This window comes from Leucobacter sp. Psy1 (assembly GCF_020096995.1).
Taxonomy (GTDB): domain Bacteria; phylum Actinomycetota; class Actinomycetes; order Actinomycetales; family Microbacteriaceae; genus Leucobacter.
Map to the genome: position 1 here is coordinate 2,497,117 of NZ_CP083692.1, position 18,038 is coordinate 2,515,154.

An 18,038-nucleotide genomic window follows, 5' to 3' on the forward strand; every position below is an offset into this window, starting at 1 on the left:
ACCCCTCCCGCGATGTCGACTCACGGATGCCCCGACGTCAGACGGATGCCGGGGCATCCTCCTCGAGCAGCAGCGTGAGCACGCGGCGCGCCCACGCGACGATGTCTCCGTCCGCCGCGGTGTCCGCCCCGCGTCCGGCTGCGACCCCAGCGAGCGGGCTGCGCGACCCGGCGCTCGATTCGACGGCCGTCGGCAGCGGCACCTGCAGCGCACGGGTCGACTCGGTGTAGCGCGCTCCCGGGTACATCCGGTTCATGCGCATCTTCCGCGAGCCGGCAAGCTCGACCGGTTCCATCCGGAGCGCCGGACCGGCCGCCACCATCTTCGAGAGCCCGAGTCGCGCCGCCTGCCGCCGGAGCGTCGACACCGCTGCCAGCTGCCGCACCTCCTCCGGAGGTTCGCCGTACCGGTCAGTGAGCTCCTCGAGTACGAGGTCCACGTGATCGTCGGGCGCCTGCGGATGCGCTGCGGCGGAGAACTTCTGGTACGCCTCCAGGCGCAGCCGCTCGCTCTCCACGTAGTCCTCGGGAATGTGGGCGTCGACCGGGAGTTCGAGCACGAGCTCGGTGGGACCCTGCGTCTCCTCCCCCTTGAACGTGCTGACGGCCTCGCCGATCATGCGGAGATAGAGGTCGAACCCGACCCCGGCGATGTGCCCGGACTGCTCGCCGCCCAGCAGGTTGCCCGCGCCGCGCAGTTCCAGATCCTTGAGCGCGACCTGCATGCCCGACCCGAGTTCGTTGTTGGTCGCCAGCGTCTCCAGGCGCTCGTGCGCCGTCTCGGTGAGCGGGCGATCCGGGTCGTACAGGAAGTACGCGTACGCGCGCTCTCGGCTGCGGCCGACGCGCCCGCGCAGCTGGTGCAGCTGACTGAGCCCGTACTTGTCGGCGTTGTCGATGATGATGGTGTTCGCGTTCGCGATGTCGAGTCCGGTCTCGACGATCGTCGTCGAGACGAGCACGTCGTACTTCCGCTCCCAGAAGTCGAGCACGACGCGCTCGAGCTGAGACTCCGAGAGCTTGCCGTGCGCGACGGCGATCCGCGCGTCAGGCACGAGTTCAGAGAGCTGCGACGCCACGCGGTTGATCGACGAGACTCGATTGTGAACGAAGAAGACCTGCCCCTCGCGGAGCATCTCGCGCCTGATGGCCGCTGCGATCTGCTTGTCACTGCGCGCGCCGACGAACGTGAGGATCGGATGGCGATCCTCAGGCGGCGTCGCAAGCGTGGACATCTCGCGGATGCCCGTGACCGCCATCTCCAGTGTGCGCGGGATCGGGGTCGCGCTCATTGCGAGAATGTCGACGCCGGTCTTCAACTTCTTCAGCGAGTCCTTGTGCTCGACGCCGAAGCGCTGCTCCTCGTCGACGATGAGGAGACCGAGGTCGCGGTAGACGATGCTCTCGGAGAGCAATCGGTGCGTGCCGATGACGACGTCCACCGTCCCGGCGGCGAGTCCCTCGATGGTGTCACGGGCCTCGGAATCGGTCTGGAAGCGGCTGAGCGCCCGAATCCGCACCGGGAACCCGGCGAAGCGGTTCTGGAACGTTTCGAGGTGCTGGTTCACGAGCAGCGTTGTCGGCACGAGGATCGCGACCTGCTTGCCGTCCTGCACCGCTTTGAACGCGGCGCGCACCGCGACCTCGGTCTTGCCGAAGCCCACGTCACCCGCGAGCAGCCGGTCCATCGGCAGCGGGCGCTCCATGTCGCGCTTCACCTCGTCGATGGTGGTGAGCTGATCAACGGTCTCCGCGTACGGGAACGCCTCCTCGAGCTCGTGCTGCCACGGCGTGTCCGGGGAGAAGGCGTGCCCCTTCGAGGCCATGCGCGCCGAGTAGAGCTTCACGAGTTCCACCGCGATGTCGCGGACCGCCTTGCGTGCCTTCTTCTTCGCCGAGGCCCAGTCGCCACCGCCCATCTTCGACAGCGCCGGGGCCTCGCCGCCGACATAGCGGGACAGCTGGTCCAGCTGATCGGTGGGCACGTAGAGCTTGTCCTTCGGCATACCCCGCTTCGATGAGGCGTACTCGAGCACGAGGTACTCGCGAAGCGACTTGGTCGCGTTCTTCCCGATGCCATTCGGCACCATGCGCTGCGTCAGTTCGACGAACTGGCCGATACCGTGCGTCTCGTGGACCACGTAGTCGCCCGGATTCAGCTTGAGGGGGTCGACGACGTTCTTGCCGCGCCGCTTCGCGAGCTTCTGCCCGGTCTGCGCCTGACTCGAGACGGTGCGCCCGAAGAACTCCGCCTCCGTGGCGAAGATCACCCTGGCCTCGGTGCTCTCGAACCCGGTCCACGCCGTCCCGCGGACGAGGTACACGACACCGGTCTCCGGTTCGTCGGGGAGCGCGTCGACCATGCGGGCCGCAACGCCGGCCTCGGCCAGCAGGTCCCTCGCCCGCTCGACGTAGCCACTGCCCTGCGCTGAGACGACCGCGATCCACTCCGACTCCGAGCGCTCGCGCAGCAGCGACACGGCCGCTTCCGTCGCGTCGGCGCCCGAGCGCTTCGTGACGGGGGTGCCGCTCACCGTCAGCTCCGTGCGCAGCAGACGCACCTCGCCGATCTCGGAGTCCGCCCCGGTGTCGAGGGCGTCGAGCGACTCGGGATCCTCATCGTGGACAAAACTCGAGACGCTCCACCACGGCCCGTCAGCGGCTCGTCGCAGCTCCTGCATCGTGAGCATGCCGCTGTCGTCCGTCGGCACTGGCGCGTCGGCTCCCGCCGTCGCCGCGTGCCACGCGGCCTCGAGAAACTCGCGGTTGGTCTCGGCGAGGCTCACCGCGCGACTGGCGACCTTCTCCGGCGACGCCACAAGGATCGCCCCGCCCTCGGGCAGCAGACCCGTGAGCGGCGTCAACCCTGGCACGAGCTGCGGCAGCAGGCTCTCCATGCCCTCGACCGCGATCCCCTCGCTCATGCGCTCGAGCAGACCGCTCAGAGCCGGAAATCGCGGGAGCAGTTCGGCGGCTCGAGCACGCACCTCGTCGGTGAGGAGGAGCTCGCGGGCGGGCCAGAGCTCCACGCTCGGCATCGGGTCGCCCGCGCTCCGCTGATCGGCGACGCCGAAGCGGCGCACCTGATCCACCTCGTCGCCGAAGAAGTCGACGCGGATCGCCTGCTCGGAGGTCGGCGGGAAGACATCGAGAATTCCGCCGCGCACCGCGAACTCGCCCCGGCGCGTCACCATGTCGACCCGGGTGTACGCGAGCTCCACGAGACGTCGTGCGATGACATCGAGGCCGGCGGAATCTTCGCCTGCCCGGAGCACGATCGGCTCTGCTGCGGAGGCGTGCGGGGACACCGGTTGCAGCGCAGCCCGCACCGATGCCACCATCACGAGCGGGCGGGATCCGTCGTGCTCGCGCAGCATGCGGAGCGCCGCGGACCGGCGCCCCACCGTCTCCGCGCTCGGGCTGAGCCGTTCGTGCGGCAGCGTCTCCCAAGCCGAGAACTCGGTCGTCTCCGCCTCGGGCAGCAGGGAGCCGATCGCACCCCGCAGTGCATCAGCCTCACGACTCGTCGCCGCGATGACGAGCAACGGACCCGTGTGCCCCTGCTCGCGCCGTCGGCGCACCAGGCCTGCGATGAGGGGCGCGCGCATGCCCTCCGTGACCGCGAACTCCGTGTCGCGGTCAGCCGCGTCGAGCGCTCGAGCGAACGAGTCGGAGCGCTCGAGAATCCGGTCCAGCCCCGCGAGACTCACTTCGCCGGCCTTCCGTGAAAGCGCTGCTGCGCAGCCGTGAGCCCGTCGACGACGAGCGCTTCGGTCGCGTCGGCCGCGTCTTCCAGGAGCACACCGAGCGACTGCCGCTCGACGGACGCGAACGGTTTCAGCACGAAATCCGCGGCGCTCTGCTGACCGGGCGGGCGGCCGATGCCGATCCGCACCCGCGAGAAGTCGGGGGTGTCCAGGGCGCGCGCGATGTCGCGAATACCGTTGTGTCCGCCGTGACCGCCGCCGCGCTTCAGGCGGAGCGAGTCGAACGGCAGGTCGAGCTCGTCGTGCAGCACGATCAGGTGATCGGGGTCGACGCCGTAGTACTTCACGAGGCTCGAGACCGGGCCACCCGACGTGTTCATGAAGCTGTTCGGCTTCGCGAGGATGAGCTTCGGCCCCCCGGGAACAGTCCGCCCCTCGGCGACGCGCGCGTTCGTGCGGTGCGAAGAGAACCGACTGCCGATCCGGTCGGCGAGCACGTCCAATGCCAGCTGCCCGACGTTGTGCCGGGTCGCCTCGTACTGGGCGCCCGGATTTCCGAGTCCCACTACGAGCCATGCATCGCCGCTCACGACTTCTCCTTCGTTTCTGCGCTCATCCGCGCGCTGCCGGTCTTCTCCCGACCCGTTCCGCCGGTTGACGAGCCGATCGATCCAACCCCGCAATATCTTCTCACCCTCTTCTGACACGACGCCCCCACCCCGGCAACGTCAAAGCCCGCCGAGGCGGCCGAACGACCACCCCGACGGGCCAGAGACACGTGCGTCGACCGCTTACTCTGCGGCTTCCTCCTCGGAGGCGGCCTCCTCGGCAGCGCCTTCCTCGTTCTCCTCGGTCACGGTAGCGCGCGGCACGACGATGTGGACGACGAGCTGCTCCGGATCGTCGAGGAGCTCAGCACCCTTCGGCAGCTCGATCTGGCCGGCGAGCACCTGCGTGCCCTCCTCGAAGCCCTCGACCGAGGTCTCGAGCGAATCGGGGATGGAGGTCGCGGGAACGCTCAGGCGCAGCGCGGTGAGCTCCTGCAGTGCGTTCGTGCCGGAGAAGGACTCGCCGGTCACGTGCACCGGAACCTCGACCTCGACCTTCTCGCCGCGGCGCACCACCACGAGATCGACGTGCTCGATGATCTGGCGCACCGGATCCTTCTGGACGTCCTTTACGAGGACAAGGTGCTTCTTGCCGTCGACCGACAGGTCGATCAGCGCGTTCGCGTGACGGACGATCAGCCCGAGCGCGTGGGTGTTCACCGAGACGTGGACCGGATCGGTGCCGTGGCCGTAGACGACGGCCGGGGTCTGGCCTGCGGCGCGAAGCTTGCGCGCTGCTCCCTTGCCGAAGCTCTCGCGGACGGCGCCTTCGAGCTCGTACTGCTCGCTCATAGTTGTTCTCCTCATCACGGGCTCGCGCCCATCGGTGGCGGCACAGCCGCCAGGTTCGATGTTGATTCGCACTTTCGCGGCAGCGATGCCCGCTCGGAGCAGCCCGTCCCGCGTCGATTACGGATGCTCGCGCATCCCTCGCCGAAGTACAGCGGTCAAGTCTACACGATCCACTGTGAGCGGCGTGACCGGCAGCGGCGCACCCAGTAGGGTGAATACGGGCGCGTCCACGCGCCCTGCACCCGCGCACCCGGTTATCTCGGAATGGAACGACAGACATGACATCAACGCCCGAAGCAAACATCGGAGTCGTCGGCCTGGCCGTCATGGGCGCCAACCTCGCTCGGAACCTCGCGAGCCGCGAGGGCAACCGCGTTGCCGTCTACAACCGCTCCCCCGAGCGCACCCGCGCGCTCGTCGAGGCGCACCCCGAGGCGAACTTCGTGGCCTCCGAGACCGTCGCAGACTTCGCCGCGAGCCTGACCCGCCCGCGCACCGCGATCATCATGGTTCAGGCCGGCTCGGCCACCGACGCCGTCATCCAGGAGCTCGCCGCCGTCTTCGAGCCCGGCGACATCATCATCGACGGTGGCAACGCCCAGTTCACCGATACGATCCGCCGCGAGCATGAAATGCGCCAGCGCGGGCTGCACTTCGTTGGCGCCGGCATCTCGGGCGGCGAGGAGGGCGCACTCAACGGACCGAGCATCATGCCGGGCGGATCCGAGGAGGCCTACGCCACCGTCGGCCCCATCTTCGAGTCCATCGCGGCACGCGCCGACGACGGCGAGCCCTGCGTCACGCACGTCGGCAGCGACGGCTCCGGTCACTTCGTGAAGATGGTGCACAACGGCATCGAGTACGCCGACATGCAGCTCATTGCCGAGAGCTACGACCTGCTGCGCCGCGTCGGGGGCCTCGAGCCCGCGGAGATCGCCGACGTGTTCACTGAGTGGAACACCGGCGAACTCGACAGCTACCTCATCGAGATCACCGGCGAGGTGCTGCGGCAGATCGACGAGCGCACCGGTCGCCCCTTCATCGACATCGTGCTCGATCAGGCCGGCCAGAAGGGCACCGGCACCTGGACGGTCCAATCAGCACTCACGCTCGGCACACCCATCAGCGGCATCGCCGAAGCCGTCTTCGCACGCGGCCTCTCATCGCACCCGGAGCAGCGTCTCGCCGGGGCGCGGCTCGCCGGCCCGAGCAAGACCGTCGAGATCGAGGATCGCGACGCCTTCGTCGAGGACGTGCGGCAGGCGCTGTACGCCTCGAAGATCGTTGCCTACTCGCAGGGATTCGACGTCATCCGCACCGCCGCCCGTCAGTACGGGTGGAAGATCGACCCGTCGGCGATCGCAAAGATCTGGCGCGCCGGCTGCATCATCCAGGCCCGGTTCCTCGGACGCATCGCCGACGCGTACCGTGCCGACGCCGACCTCGTCGCGCTGATCACCGCACCGTTCTTCGCCGACGCCACCGGCCGCGCTCAGGACTCCTGGCGCCGGGTCGTGTCCACCGCTGCGCTCGCGGGCGTTCCCGCCCCCGGATTCGCCTCGTCGCTCTCGTACTACGACGGCCTCCGCGCGACCCGCCTCCCCGCCGCCCTCATCCAGGGACAGCGCGACTACTTCGGGGCGCACACGTACCGTCGCGTCGACGGCCCTGGCGTCTTCCACACCGAGTGGTCGGGCGATCGCTCGGAGACGCAGATCTCGGAGTAGCACCGCCTACGCGAAAGCGGGCCAGCGCCTCTCGGGGTGCTGGCCCGCTTTCGCGTGGTGCCGACCTCATGGCCAACACCCTCGGAGACTTCAGTGGAGGGTTTCGCATGCTTTCCGGGAGGAATAACATGCGAAACCCTCCACGCAACGGTGAGGCAGTCGGCTCGGTGCGCTGCCTGCTAGGCCGACACCCCGCGCTTCGCTCCATGGGCCGGCGCAGCAGCGCCGCCGCGACCCGGCAGCCAGCGCGGTGCACTGTCTGCTAGGCCGCGCCCTCAAACATGGAGGTGACGGAGCCGTCCTCGAAGACCTCGTGGATCGCCTGCGCGAGCAGCGGAGCGATCGACAGCACCGTCAACTTGTCGAACCGCTTCTCATCCGTCAGCGGCAGGGTGTCGGTGACGACGACCTGATCGATGAACTCCGCCGAAAGCCGCTCTTTCGCCGGGCCTGAGAAGATCGCGTGCGTGCAGGCGATCGTCACGCCGCGCGCACCGTTCGCCTTGAGCGCCTCAGCGGCCTTCGCGATCGTGCCGCCCGTGTCGATCATGTCGTCGACGAGCAGGCACCAGCGATCCTTCACGTCACCGACGATCTCGTGCACCGAGACCTCGTTGGCAACCTTGGGGTCGCGCCGCTTGTGGATGATCGCGAGCGGCGCATCCAGCTTGTCGCTCCACATGTCGGCCACGCGCACGCGTCCCATGTCGGGCGAGACGATGGTGAGGTCGTCGCGGTTGAGCGTCTTGCGGAAGTGCGCCATCAGCACCGGCATGGCGAAGAGGTGGTCCACGGGGCCGTCGAAGAAGCCCTGGATCTGTGCGGCGTGCAGGTCGATCGTCATGATCCGGTTCGCGCCCGCTGCCTTGAAGAGATCAGCGACGAGACGCGCCGAGATGGGCTCGCGGCCGCGACCCTTCTTGTCCTGACGCGAGTACGGGTAGAACGGCGCCACGACGGTGATCCGCTTGGCCGAGGCGCGCTTCAGCGCGTCGACCATGATGAGCTGCTCCATGAGCCACTCGTTGATGGGGTGGGTGTGCGATTGGATGACGAAGGCGTCCGCGCCGCGGACGCTCTCGCCGAACCTCGCGTACAGCTCGCCGTTGGCGAAGGTGCGCGAGTCGGTCGGCACGAGCTCCGCGCCGAGTTCGCTGGCGACGTGCTCTGCGAGCTCCGGGTATGCCCGGCCAGAGATGAGGACCAGCTTCTTCTGCCCGGCCATCTCGATAGCGCTCATGCTTCTATTTCTCTCCCGTGTTGTGCTGTGAACGGTCGGCCGCTTCAGCGGTGTTCGTTCCCGGTCGGTTCTCGGCCACCCATCCCTCGATGTTGCGCTGCGGCGCGACATTCAGGGCGAGGGAGCCGGAAGGAACGTTCTTGCGCACGACCGTCCCGGCGGCGGTGTAGACGCCGTCCGCGATCGTGACGGGCGCGATGAGCACGTTGTCGGAGCCGATGCGCACGGCGTCGCCGATCTCGGTGCGGTGCTTCTGCACGCCGTCGTAGTTCGCCACGATGGTGCCGGCACCGATGTTGGTGCCCGCGCCGACGGTCGCGTCGCCGACGTAGCTGAGGTGCGGGATCTTGCTGCCGTCGCCGATGACGCTGTTCTTCGTCTCGACGAATGCGCCGATCTTGCCGGCGGCGCCGAGCTCGGTGCCAGGTCGGAGGTAGGAGAACGGTCCGACCTCGGCTCCCGCACCGATCACGGCGAGGGTGGCCTCGCTGCGGCGGATGTGCGCACCGGCGCCGACCTCGCAGTCGACGAGCGTGGTGTCGGGGCCCACGGTCGCTCCCGTCGCGATGCTCGTGGCGCCGCGGAGGTGGGTGCCCGGGAGGATCGTCACGTCCGGCTCGATCGAGACGTCGGCGTCGATCCAGGTGGTCCGCGGATCCTGGATGGTGACGCCGGCCCGCTGGTGCGCGAGCACGATGCGCCGGTTGAGTTCGCGGCCGGCCTCCGAGAGCTGCGCACGGTCGTTCACGCCGGCGATGAGCCAGGGATCGTCGGTGGCGACGGCTTCGACGGCGCCGCCGACGGAGAGGATCCGCGCCGCCGCGTCGGTGAGGTACTTCTCGCCCTGGGCGTTCTCCGTGGTGATCTCGGCCAAGGCCTGTTCGAGAGCGCGGCGAGCGAAGACGTAGACGCCTCCGTTGATCTCGGTGACGCGACGCTCGGCGTCTGAGGCGTCCTTCTCTTCGACGATGCCGGTCACGGCGCCCGAGGTGTCGCGCAAGATGCGGCCCAGGCCGGTCGGGTTGTCGAAGATGGCGGAGAGCATCGTCATGGCGCGGCCGCCGTCGGTGTGACCGCGGACCAGCCGCTCGAGCATGGACGTGTCGATGAGGGGAACGTCACCGGAGAGGACGACGACCGAACCGTCGAAGTCTGCGGGGAGGGCGGCAACCGCCTGCTCCACGGCCCTTCCGGTGCCGGGCACGTCGTCCTGATCGACGATGACGGTGTCGGGGGCGTGATCGAGGATCGCATCGGAGACTCGCTCGCGCTCGTGCCGCACGACGGCCACGATGGTGCGAGGGTCCAGACCAGCGGCCGCGTCGAGCACGTGGGCGATGAGCGATCGCCCGCCGATCGGGTGCAGGACCTTCGGAGTTGAGGACTTCATGCGGGTGCCCTGGCCTGCGGCCAGGATGACGACCGCGAGCGACCGTTCTGCCATGTGGTGTGGTCCTTCCTTCGGGGTACCCGAGCCGCTGGCTCCGCGGTCACTCGGGACCGCCGCTCCGCCCCTAGGATTCGAACCTAGACTTTACAGCTCCAAAGGCTGCCGTGCTGCCATTACACTAAGGCGGATCGTCCCCTCGCGGGCACCTGTACAGTTTGCCAGATTCGTCCCGGGTCTGCTGACCGGCGTCTGTGCCGTCTGAGGTGGCGCGCACCGGCGGTTTATCGGGAGTTTCGGTGCACGAAGCGACATAATGACGCTATGAAGCAGCCTGATGAGGTCGACCAGATCCTGTCCGAGTGGGGTGCCGTGCGACCGGATCTCGATCTGGCTCCGCTCGCGATCTTCTCCCGGATCACGCGCATCACCAAGCACCTGAACCGCGCGCGGGCGCAGGCGTTCGAGCGCTCGGGGCTGGCGTCGTGGGAGTTCGACGTGCTCGCGGCGCTTCGCCGCGGCGGTCATCCGTTCCGGCAGAGCCCGAAGCGGCTCGTGCAGCAGACGATGGTCTCGAGCGGCACCATGACGAACCGCATCGACCGCATGGTGCAGCGCGAGCTCGTCCGGCGCCTCACCGACCCGAACGATGGCCGGGGCGTGCTCGTGGAGATGACGTCGAGGGGCCAGACGCTCGTGGACGCGGCGATGACCAGGCTCAGCGACGCCGAGGATCTGCTGCTCGGCGGCATGCCCCGCGCCGAGCGCGATCGCCTCGCCACCCTGCTGCGCCGTCTCTCGCTGAGCGTCGAGCATTTCGGCCCGCTCGCGGCGGGCAACGACCCCGATGAGCCTGCTCAGGCCGAGGCGACCGCCGGAGAGGTGACCGACTCCGGCAGGCCCGGCCAGGGCCGCCACTGACCGCAGCTCGACGACCGGACGCGGCCCGGCGCCCGACGAAGCGGCCGGGCACCCGAAGTCGCGCTACAGCTCGATGTACGCACCGACCGCTGGGGTGCCGCTCCCGGCTCCCCCGGCGACCGCGACGACCAGTGCGCGCGAGGAGCGCGGGTTCGTGCCTGGGCCGGTCCGGTGCACGACGCCCGGAAGCACCGTCGTCGCCGACCAGTGCCCATCGGCTGCGGTTGCGGCGACCGGGACGCCGTTGACGGTCACACGGAGGGAATCCGGATCGGCACCGCGGACCTCCCCCGCGATCACGAGAAGCGTGGCCCCGTCGTGGTACTCCTTGGGGTCGAGCGCGGCTTCGAGCGAGAGCTCGGGGCCCGAACCGGAGTTCGCGGGATCGTCCGTGGCCGCCTCGGTCTCCTCTACTCCGACCGCGCGCGCGGTGAGCCGATCGCCTGGCAGTTCCGGTGCGAAGGCCGGCAGAGGACGCAGCGACCCCTCCTCCGCGTGCTCGAACGCGTACCCGTAGGCGAGCAGGGCGGGGTCGGAGTACGCGGGACCGGCGAAGGTGAGTCCGACGGGCATGGCGATGTCCGCCATCTGCCCCATGGGGACGGTGACGGTCGGAATGCCGAGGTGCCGGAGGGCGTAGTTGCCGTTGGAGAAGAAGACGCCGTTGGACCAGGCATGATCCGCTGCTTCCTGGTCGATGTCGCTGTTCTCGGCGGCGACATCGGCGTTGGCGGGGAACACGACGGCGTCGAGGCCCCGCTCGACGAGCCACTCTTCGAAAAGCGACTCGCGCAGGTGCACGAGCGCGCGCAGCCCGTCGGCGAAGTCGGGGCGGTCTCGCGGATCCGAGATGCCCGCCTCGGCGAGGCCCACCGTCGCCCGGTAGCGGTTCTCGTAGTCCTCGACCTCTTCGTACCGGTCGGGCAGGGCCCCCTCCGGCGTGGGGAAGATCTGGTCGGGGTCGACGGTCGCGAGCGACGGCACGGACGGATCGCCGTTCGCGAGCAGGAAGTCGTTCCACCCGTACGCGAGGAAGTGGTTGAACTCGGTGTCCATCCACCCCTCGGGCAATACCCCGAGGCGCCCGACGTTCTCGCCGCCGGGGTGATCCCCCTCGTACTGCTCGATGAGCGGGAAGTCGACCTCGACGACCTCCGCGCCGAGCGCCTCGAGACGCGTCCTCGCGGCCTGCCAGAGGGCGAACACCGACGGCCTGACCGTGATCGGGAACGCGGGATCCTGCCCGAGGTACATCTTCGGCACCCCGATGCGCTTGCCGCGCAGCGCCTCGGGATCCTGAGCCGAGAGGTACGTGGCCGGCCGGTGCGCGCTGGGCAGCGGCAGTTCGACGACACCCTGGTTCCGCCAGAAGTCGCCGCGGGTCACGGGGTCGTCCTGCACCAGAACGTCGAGGATCCGGAGCATGTCAGGCATCGAGCGCGTCTGGGGCACCACCACGTCGCGCGCCGGGAAGAGCGGCCAGTTGCCGCGGATCGAGAGGACGCCCCACGACGGCGTATACGCGCACAGCCCGTTATTGGAGGCGGGGCTGCGGCCGGACGAAACCGTCTCCTCGCCCATGCCGAAGACAGCCAGATTCGCGGCCGTCGCGACTCCCGACCCGTTCGACGACCCCGAGGCGTACGCCGCGGCGAGGAACTGCGGGTTGTAGGGGCTCTCGGCGCGTCCGTAGACGCCGCGCTGCATGCCGCCGTCCGCCATCGGGGGCATGTTCGTCTTGCCGATGAGCACGGCCCCTGCCTCACGGAGGCGCTCCACGGAGAAGGCATCCCACTGCGCGATGAGGTCCTTGAAAGCTGGAGATCCCGATGCGACGGTCAGGCCCTCGACCATGTACGAGTCCTTCACCGTGAACGGCACACCCTCGAGCGGCCGGGCGGCCCCCTCGCGACGCCGGCGATCGGACTCCGCCGCCTCCGTCAGCACTGCAGGGTTCAGGACGGGGATCGCGTTGAGACGGATCCCCTCACGATCGAAGGCGCCGATCCGCGACAGGTACCTGGCGGTGAGCTCCACGCTCGTGATGCGTCCGGCAGCGAGGGCGTCGAGGATCTGCTCGATGCTCGCCTCGAGCAGCTGGAACGGTGTCGGCGTGGCAGTCATGGAGCTCCTCGTTTCTCTCGCGCTGAACGCGTGCGAGACCACTGTAGCGCTCAGAACTGCCGCGGGAGGATGCCGAGCTCGAGTGCACGCGTCACCGCACGCGTGCGGTCGTTCACCTCGAGCTTCTCGAAGACGTGGAGCAGATGCGTCTTCACGGTCGACTCGCCGATCATCAAGTGCGCGGCGATGCCGGGGTTGCTGTGTCCGTCGGCGACGAGGGAGAGGATCTCGGTCTCCCGCGCGGTGAGTCGCGGGGCAGGATCGACGTGCGGCCGCGGCTTCCCACCCTGGGCGCGCGCCACCAGCTGCGCCGCGATCGAGGGGGCGAGCACCGTCTGCCCCGCAGCCACTGCGCGGACCCCGGCGAGCAGCTCGGCCGCGGGAGCCGCCTTCAGCAGGTACCCGCTCGCGCCCGCCTCGATCGCGGCCAGGATCTGGTCGTCGTCCTCGTACGTCGTGAACACGAGCACGCGAACCGCCGACGCGGCCACGATCTCGCGGGTGGCTGCGACGCCGCCGACTCCCGGCATGCGCAGATCCATGAGCACGACCTCGGGCCGGTGCGCGGCGGCGAGCGCGATGGCCTCCTCTCCGCTCGGGGCCTCGGCGACGACGTCGAAGTCGTGCTCCGCGGCGAAGAGGCCGACGATGCCGGCGCGGACGATGGGGTGGTCGTCGGCGATGAGCAGACGGATCATGCGGGGTCACGCTCCTCGTCGGGGTGCGGGGGCTCGGGTGACGCCCCGTGCGGGGCGTCGGTGCGCGGGGTGAGGGGAAGACGGAGTTCGAGACGGGCACCGCCATGCGGTCCGGGCCCGAAGCTGAGGTCTCCCCGCACGTGCCTCGCCCGGTCCCGCAGGCCGGTGAGGCCGTACCCGCCCGCGTCCGCTGCGGTGTACGCACCGCCGGGTCCTGGTGCGCCGTCGGCGCCCCAGCGGGCAGGGCCGATGCGGTCAGGGCCGCTGCTGCCAGGACCGATGCCATCGTCGGTGACGGTGAGTACCGCCGTGCTGCCGGGCGCCGACCGGGGCCCGGGATCCTCCCCGAGGCGCAGGGTGACGGTGGCCGCTGTCGCGCGGGCATGCTTGCGGACGTTCGCGAGACCCTCCTGCGCGGCGCGGAGCAGCACGACCTGCTGCTCCCGCCCGCAGTCGATCGCCTCGACGGAGCAATCGACGCTGATCCCGGTCTCGGCGCGCACCCGCGCCACCAGGCGTTCGATGGCCTGCTCGAGCCCGCCGTCCGCGAGCGGATGCGTCGTGGCGACGAGCGCCCGGGTCTCTCCCACGGCGGCGCGGGCGGCTGAGGCGACCTGGGTGATGCGCTGACGCGCCGCCTCGGGGTCTTGAGCGTCGAGGGCGCGCTCGGCCTGCTCGCTCAGCATGACGAGACCGGTGAGCGTCTGCGTGAGAGTGTCATGGAGTTCGCGCGACAGGCGTTCGCGCTCGGCAGCGGCGCCAGCTGCTTCCGAGAGGGTCGAGACCTCCCCCTGGGCGTCGCGCAATTGGTCGGCCACGAGACGGAAGCGCTCGCCCTGCTCGAAGACCCGGGTGATCCAGGTGCCCATCACCACTGCGAAGACGAAGGAGCTGACGAGGGTGAGCAGCGCCGTGAAGAACGCGCTAGACGAACCCGCGAGAGCGAGACCGGAGTACATGGCCGCACCGATCGCCGCGGCGGTCGCACCTGACCAGGCGACGGCGTCCCGGTACCGGTTCGCGATGGTCCACACGAGCGGATAGACGATGGCCTGCATGATCGCGTTCATGGGGGCGAGAAACACGGCGCAGGCCAGGACTCCCACGTGCAGGACGAGGAAGGCCGTGCCCCGGGGCCCGATCGGCGCGTCGACGATGCCGCGGCGAAGCGCCCCGCGCCCGAGCACGACATACAGGAGCACGAACGCGGCGAGCGGCGCGAGCACGAGCAGGGTGCGCGCGGTCTCCGACCCGAACTCGATCGAGGAGGAGAACCCGGATGCCCCGTCGAGCACGACCACCGTCGACTGGAACAGGGTGATCGCGACGACCCCGGTGTCCCACCGTCGCAGTGCAGCGCTCATGGTCTCACTCTCTCACGGGGATCCGCAAGGTCCCGCCGCGTGCGATGATGGTTCGCGCACGCGACCGGCGAAAGGAACGCACACGATGGAGGATCGCGCCTCCGCTCAGGCGGAACCGCCCGAGCGGCGCGCTGACGCCGCCTTTGCGACCGGCACCGTGGCGATCATGGCGGGGTCGGGTGCGGCACGCGGGTCCGGGACCTCGCAGCCGATCGGCTTCTGGAACTTGGCGCTCGTCGAGATGTGGGAGCGCTTCAGTTACTACGGGCTGCAGGCCGTGCTCGCCTACTACCTCATCTACTCGATCGCCGATGGCGGTCTCGCCCTCGAGCCGACCATCGCCGTCAGCATCGTCGGAGCCTACGGCGGCTGCCTCTATCTCGCGCAACTGCTGGGAGCCTGGCTCGCCGACCGCGTCGCTCCGGCACGGCAACTCGTATTGACCGGCGCCGTCGTGATCACTTGCGGACATCTCGCGCTCGCACTGCTGCCCGGCATCGCGGGGGTCGCCACCGGACTCAGCTGCATCGCGATCGGCACCGGACTGCTGAAGACCAACATCACCTCGATCATCGGCATCCTCTTCGGGGGCTGGTCGCGAGGCGCGCGTGACGCCGGTTTCTCGTACTTCTACCTCTCGATCAATCTCGGTGCGATCTTCGGCCCGCTGGCGACCGGATGGCTGCAGTCGAGCGCGGGCTTCCACTGGGCGTTCGGCGCCGCAGCGGTCGGCATGACCATCGCACTGGTGCAGTACGTGGTGCGGATGCGCGGTCTTCCAGCGGAGACCGCGATCGTGCCAAACCCGATCCACCGCGCGGGACTCCTCGCCGCCCTCGGCTGGGGTGCACTCGGCGCAGCGGTGCTCGGCGCGCTGGTCGCACTCCGCGTCGTCCGCGCGGACAATCTGAGCGTCGTGGTGGGGGCCGTGATCGCGATCGCGGCCGCCGCGTACTTCACGGTGATGCTCCGATCGCAGCACCTGAGTCGCGCCGAGCGCACCCGCGTCCGCGGGTACCTCCCCGTCTGGCTGGCGGAGACGTGCTACTACGGCTTCTACCTGCAACTCTTCACCACCGTTCCCCTCATCGTGTCGACGCGCGTCGACCTCGATCTCGGCGCCTGGTCCTTTCCCGAGGGCTGGTTCGCCGTCATCGGCACGGTGGCACTCGTACTCGTGATCCCGCTCGTCGCCGGTGCCTGGAAGGAGCGGTGGATCGGGAGGCTGCCGCCGATCCAGAAGTTCGCCCTCGGGTTCGGCAGCATCGGCGTCGCGTATCTGCTGCTGATCTCGATCGCGTTCACCCCCGGCCGAACCGTGTCGCCCTGGCTCATCGTCGTCGCGCTCGTCATCGCGGGCGTCTCGGAAGTCTTCGTCGGACCCATCGGGTTCTCGGTGGTCACCCGGATCGCGCCAGAACGATTCGCGACCCAGCTCGTCGCCCTGAAGATTCTCACGCTCGGTGCCGGATCGACCCTTTCGGCGCTGTTCGCCACGCTGTACACCCGACTCCCCGAGCTCTGGTTCTTCGCGCTCATCGGCGGCGGCGCGGTGTGCTCCGCCGCGATCCTGTTGGTGGCGGCTCGGCCTCTGCTCCGAGCACTCGGGGCTGGATTGACGTCCACCGCGAGCCGGTAGGCAGCCGACGGTCTCACGATCGCCGCACCCACCGGAACGTGAGCAGCGAGATCACCAGGCCGACGACGAGCCATCCGACAAGATTCGCCGCGACGAGCCAGAGGTCCCAGTCGCCACCCGTCTCTGCCCCGGCGAAGTGCTCGGGGAGGAAGACGCTGCGCATGCCCTGCCCCAGCCACTTCAGCGGGAACAGCGACGCGATGTTCTGCAGCCACTCGGGCAGCATGCTGAACTGCAGGTAGACGCCGGAGATGAACTGCAGAATCAGCACGATCGGCAGCACCACGGCGGTCGCGCTGCGCGACGAGCGGGGTGCGGCGGAGAGCGCGATCCCGAGCAGCGTCATCGTCATGATTCCGAGCAGGAAGAGCCAGGCGAAGCGCAGCCAGCGTTCCGGGTCGTCGGGCAGTGCGATGCCGAAGACGACGACGGCAAAGACGAGAAGCAGCGCGAGCTGTGCGAGCGAGGTGACGAGCACCAGGCCCGCTTTCCCGATGAAGTAGCTCACGGGCGACATCGGCGTGCCGCCGAGCCTCCTGAGCCAGCCCTCGCTTTTCTCTCTCGCGATGTCGACCGCGAGGTTCTGGACCCCGGTGAGCAGGAGGCCGGCGGCGATCATGCCAGGCAGATAGTAGGCCGCCATCGAGATGCCCCCTGAGCCGTCTGGCCGCGCACCGACGTCGCCAGACGATTCGAAGGCCACCCCGAAGATGCCGAGCAGCAGCACCGGGAAGAGGAACGTGAAGAAGACCGTGTCAGGTGTTCGGAAGTAGGCGCGGAGCTCTTGCCCGGTCGCGTCAAGGCCGACGCGCAGGATCCCCCGTGGCCGCGCATTCGTCGCATGCGACGGCGTGACGCTGTGCTGGGCGGTGGAGTTCATGATGCGGCTCCTCCATGGGTATCGGTGCCGATGAGGTCGAGGTAGATGTCTTCGAGGCTCGGTCGGCGGATCTCGAGCTCGGGTGGCTCGTCGACGCCCCACTCGCCCTGGAGACGAGCAACGAAGCCGCCAGGGGTCTCGGTGCGCTCGCTGCGTTGCCTGCCGTTCGCATCGCGCCAGCGCACCTCGGGAATGCGGGCCTCTGGCCCACCCAGGGCCTCGGGCGGCGCCTCGGCGACGATCTCACCCGCCGAGAGCACGCCGACGCGGTCCGCGAGGTGAGCGGCCTCGTCGAGGTAGTGGGTCGTGAGTAAGATCGCCGTGCCCTCGGAGGTCAGCCCGCTGAGCATGCTCCAGAACTGACGTCGCGCATCTGGATCGAACCCGGTCGTGGGTTCATCCAGGAAGAGCAACTCGGGCCGGCCGACGATTCCGAGCGCGACGTCGAGCCTCCGCTGCTGCCCGCCGGAGAGTTTCGTCGCACGCACACGCGCCTGCGCCGTGAGCCCCACCAGGTCGAGCACCTCGTCGACGGGACGCGGGTTCGGGTAGAGACGGTGGAACCTGGCGACGAGTTCTCGCGCCGTGAACGGACCGAGATCGCCGGTCTGCTGGGCGACGATGCCGATGCGCCCGCGCCAGGCGCGCGGGGCGGCGAGCGGGTTTCGGCCGAGCACCGACACCTCACCGGCGCTCGGCCGTCTGAGGCCCTCGAGTATCTCGATCGCGGTGCTCTTCCCCGCCCCGTTGGGGCCGAGCAAGGCGTATGTCTCCCCCGGCGCGATGTCGAGGTCGATGCCGGCGAGCACGGCGCGGTCGCCATAGCGTTTCTGCAGTCCGCGCACCCGGACGGTGCCGGGTGCATCGGCGTCTGTCGTGTCCATGGTTCCAGCTTTCCGTGCTCTGCCGCGCGGCGGCAGCGGTGGAGCGACTGATTTCCGCATCCACCGAC

The 18,038-nt window shown here is 69.2% G+C and carries 12 protein-coding genes, 1 tRNA gene and 1 pseudogene; 3 read left to right on the forward strand and 11 right to left on the reverse strand.

The window, feature by feature from the left end; translation table 11 throughout:
• Nucleotides 1–37: 37 nt before the first annotated feature.
• The 3 genes from mfd to K8P10_RS11875 all read right to left on the reverse strand — a co-directional run bounded on the left by mfd (nucleotide 38) and on the right by K8P10_RS11875 (nucleotide 5,106).
• Nucleotides 38–3,709: a transcription-repair coupling factor gene (gene mfd / locus K8P10_RS11865; protein ID WP_224779115.1), complete on the reverse strand. Its 3,672-nt coding sequence runs from the start codon at nucleotides 3,707–3,709 to the stop codon at nucleotides 38–40.
• Nucleotides 3,706–4,296 (reverse strand): aminoacyl-tRNA hydrolase, encoded by a 591-nt coding sequence (pth, locus tag K8P10_RS11870; protein WP_224779116.1) that lies wholly within the window; start codon nucleotides 4,294–4,296, stop codon nucleotides 3,706–3,708. The genes mfd and pth overlap by 4 nt, the downstream gene beginning before the upstream one ends.
• Before the next feature lie 201 nt (nucleotides 4,297–4,497).
• Nucleotides 4,498–5,106: a 50S ribosomal protein L25/general stress protein Ctc gene (locus K8P10_RS11875; RefSeq protein ID WP_224779117.1), complete on the reverse strand. Its 609-nt coding sequence runs from the start codon at nucleotides 5,104–5,106 to the stop codon at nucleotides 4,498–4,500.
• A gap of 278 nt (nucleotides 5,107–5,384) precedes the next feature.
• Here K8P10_RS11875 and gndA point away from each other — a divergent pair, with 278 nt between their 5' ends.
• Nucleotides 5,385–6,833 carry an NADP-dependent phosphogluconate dehydrogenase gene (gene gndA / locus K8P10_RS11880; RefSeq protein WP_224779118.1) on the forward strand — a complete coding sequence of 483 codons (1,449 nt, stop codon included), beginning with the start codon at nucleotides 5,385–5,387 and terminating at the stop codon, nucleotides 6,831–6,833.
• Between the two features lie 262 nt (nucleotides 6,834–7,095).
• On the opposite strand, the gene K8P10_RS11885 is transcribed toward gndA, so the two are convergent.
• From K8P10_RS11885 to K8P10_RS11895, 3 genes are all read right to left on the reverse strand, one after another.
• Entirely contained in the window at nucleotides 7,096–8,073 is a 978-nt protein-coding gene (locus K8P10_RS11885) for a ribose-phosphate diphosphokinase (protein ID WP_224779119.1), read from the reverse strand.
• 4 nt (nucleotides 8,074–8,077) lie between these two features.
• The gene (gene glmU, locus K8P10_RS11890; protein ID WP_224779120.1) at nucleotides 8,078–9,517 is read right to left on the reverse strand and encodes a bifunctional UDP-N-acetylglucosamine diphosphorylase/glucosamine-1-phosphate N-acetyltransferase GlmU; all 1,440 of its coding nucleotides are present in this window, start codon (nucleotides 9,515–9,517) and stop codon (nucleotides 8,078–8,080) included.
• 62 nt (nucleotides 9,518–9,579) lie between these two features.
• A tRNA-Gln gene (locus K8P10_RS11895) sits at nucleotides 9,580–9,651 on the reverse strand.
• A 133-nt stretch (nucleotides 9,652–9,784) separates the two neighbouring features.
• On the opposite strand from K8P10_RS11895, the gene K8P10_RS11900 reads away from it, so the two are divergent.
• A complete protein-coding gene (locus tag K8P10_RS11900; RefSeq protein ID WP_224779121.1) occupies nucleotides 9,785–10,381 on the forward strand; it encodes a MarR family winged helix-turn-helix transcriptional regulator in 597 nt (198 codons plus the stop codon).
• Nucleotides 10,382–10,816: 435 nt separating this feature from the next.
• Here the strand turns inward: K8P10_RS11900 and K8P10_RS11905 are convergent.
• The 3 genes and pseudogenes from K8P10_RS11905 to K8P10_RS11915 all read right to left on the reverse strand — a co-directional run.
• A pseudogene (locus K8P10_RS11905) lies at nucleotides 10,817–12,505 on the reverse strand (amidase); the annotation flags it as partial.
• Between the two features lie 50 nt (nucleotides 12,506–12,555).
• The gene (locus K8P10_RS11910; protein WP_224779123.1) at nucleotides 12,556–13,203 is read right to left on the reverse strand and encodes a response regulator transcription factor; all 648 of its coding nucleotides are present in this window, start codon (nucleotides 13,201–13,203) and stop codon (nucleotides 12,556–12,558) included.
• A complete protein-coding gene (locus tag K8P10_RS11915; RefSeq protein WP_224779124.1) occupies nucleotides 13,200–14,567 on the reverse strand; it encodes a sensor histidine kinase in 1,368 nt (455 codons plus the stop codon). The genes K8P10_RS11910 and K8P10_RS11915 overlap by 4 nt, the downstream gene beginning before the upstream one ends.
• Nucleotides 14,568–14,652: 85 nt before the next feature.
• On the opposite strand from K8P10_RS11915, the gene K8P10_RS11920 reads away from it, so the two are divergent.
• Nucleotides 14,653–16,206 (forward strand): peptide MFS transporter, encoded by a 1,554-nt coding sequence (locus tag K8P10_RS11920; protein WP_224779125.1) that lies wholly within the window; start codon nucleotides 14,653–14,655, stop codon nucleotides 16,204–16,206.
• A gap of 13 nt (nucleotides 16,207–16,219) precedes the next feature.
• Here the strand turns inward: K8P10_RS11920 and K8P10_RS11925 are convergent, their stop codons facing one another.
• Together K8P10_RS11925 and K8P10_RS11930 are read right to left on the reverse strand one after the other, a co-directional pair.
• A complete protein-coding gene (locus K8P10_RS11925) occupies nucleotides 16,220–17,086 on the reverse strand; it encodes an ABC transporter permease (RefSeq protein ID WP_224779126.1) in 867 nt (288 codons plus the stop codon).
• Nucleotides 17,083–17,970 carry an ABC transporter ATP-binding protein gene (locus tag K8P10_RS11930; RefSeq protein ID WP_224779127.1) on the reverse strand — a complete coding sequence of 296 codons (888 nt, stop codon included), beginning with the start codon at nucleotides 17,968–17,970 and terminating at the stop codon, nucleotides 17,083–17,085. The genes K8P10_RS11925 and K8P10_RS11930 overlap by 4 nt, the downstream gene beginning before the upstream one ends.
• Between the last annotated feature and the right edge of the window lie 68 nt (nucleotides 17,971–18,038).

Bases quoted from the DNA above. Each gene is read 5' to 3' on its own strand.
- K8P10_RS11915 (WP_224779124.1), bottom strand. From the start codon at position 14,567: ATGAGCGCTGCACTGCGACGGTGGGACACCGGGGTCGTCGCGATCACC.
- K8P10_RS11885 (WP_224779119.1), bottom strand. From the start codon at position 8,073: ATGAGCGCTATCGAGATGGCCGGGCAGAAGAAGCTGGTCCTCATCTCT.
- gndA (WP_224779118.1), top strand. From the start codon at position 5,385: ATGACATCAACGCCCGAAGCAAACATCGGAGTCGTCGGCCTGGCCGTC.
- K8P10_RS11900 (WP_224779121.1), top strand. From the start codon at position 9,785: ATGAAGCAGCCTGATGAGGTCGACCAGATCCTGTCCGAGTGGGGTGCC.
- K8P10_RS11920 (WP_224779125.1), top strand. From the start codon at position 14,653: ATGGAGGATCGCGCCTCCGCTCAGGCGGAACCGCCCGAGCGGCGCGCT.
- K8P10_RS11930 (WP_224779127.1), bottom strand. From the start codon at position 17,970: ATGGACACGACAGACGCCGATGCACCCGGCACCGTCCGGGTGCGCGGA.
- K8P10_RS11910 (WP_224779123.1), bottom strand. From the start codon at position 13,203: ATGATCCGTCTGCTCATCGCCGACGACCACCCCATCGTCCGCGCCGGC.
- K8P10_RS11875 (WP_224779117.1), bottom strand. From the start codon at position 5,106: ATGAGCGAGCAGTACGAGCTCGAAGGCGCCGTCCGCGAGAGCTTCGGC.
- glmU (WP_224779120.1), bottom strand. From the start codon at position 9,517: ATGGCAGAACGGTCGCTCGCGGTCGTCATCCTGGCCGCAGGCCAGGGC.
- K8P10_RS11925 (WP_224779126.1), bottom strand. From the start codon at position 17,086: ATGAACTCCACCGCCCAGCACAGCGTCACGCCGTCGCATGCGACGAAT.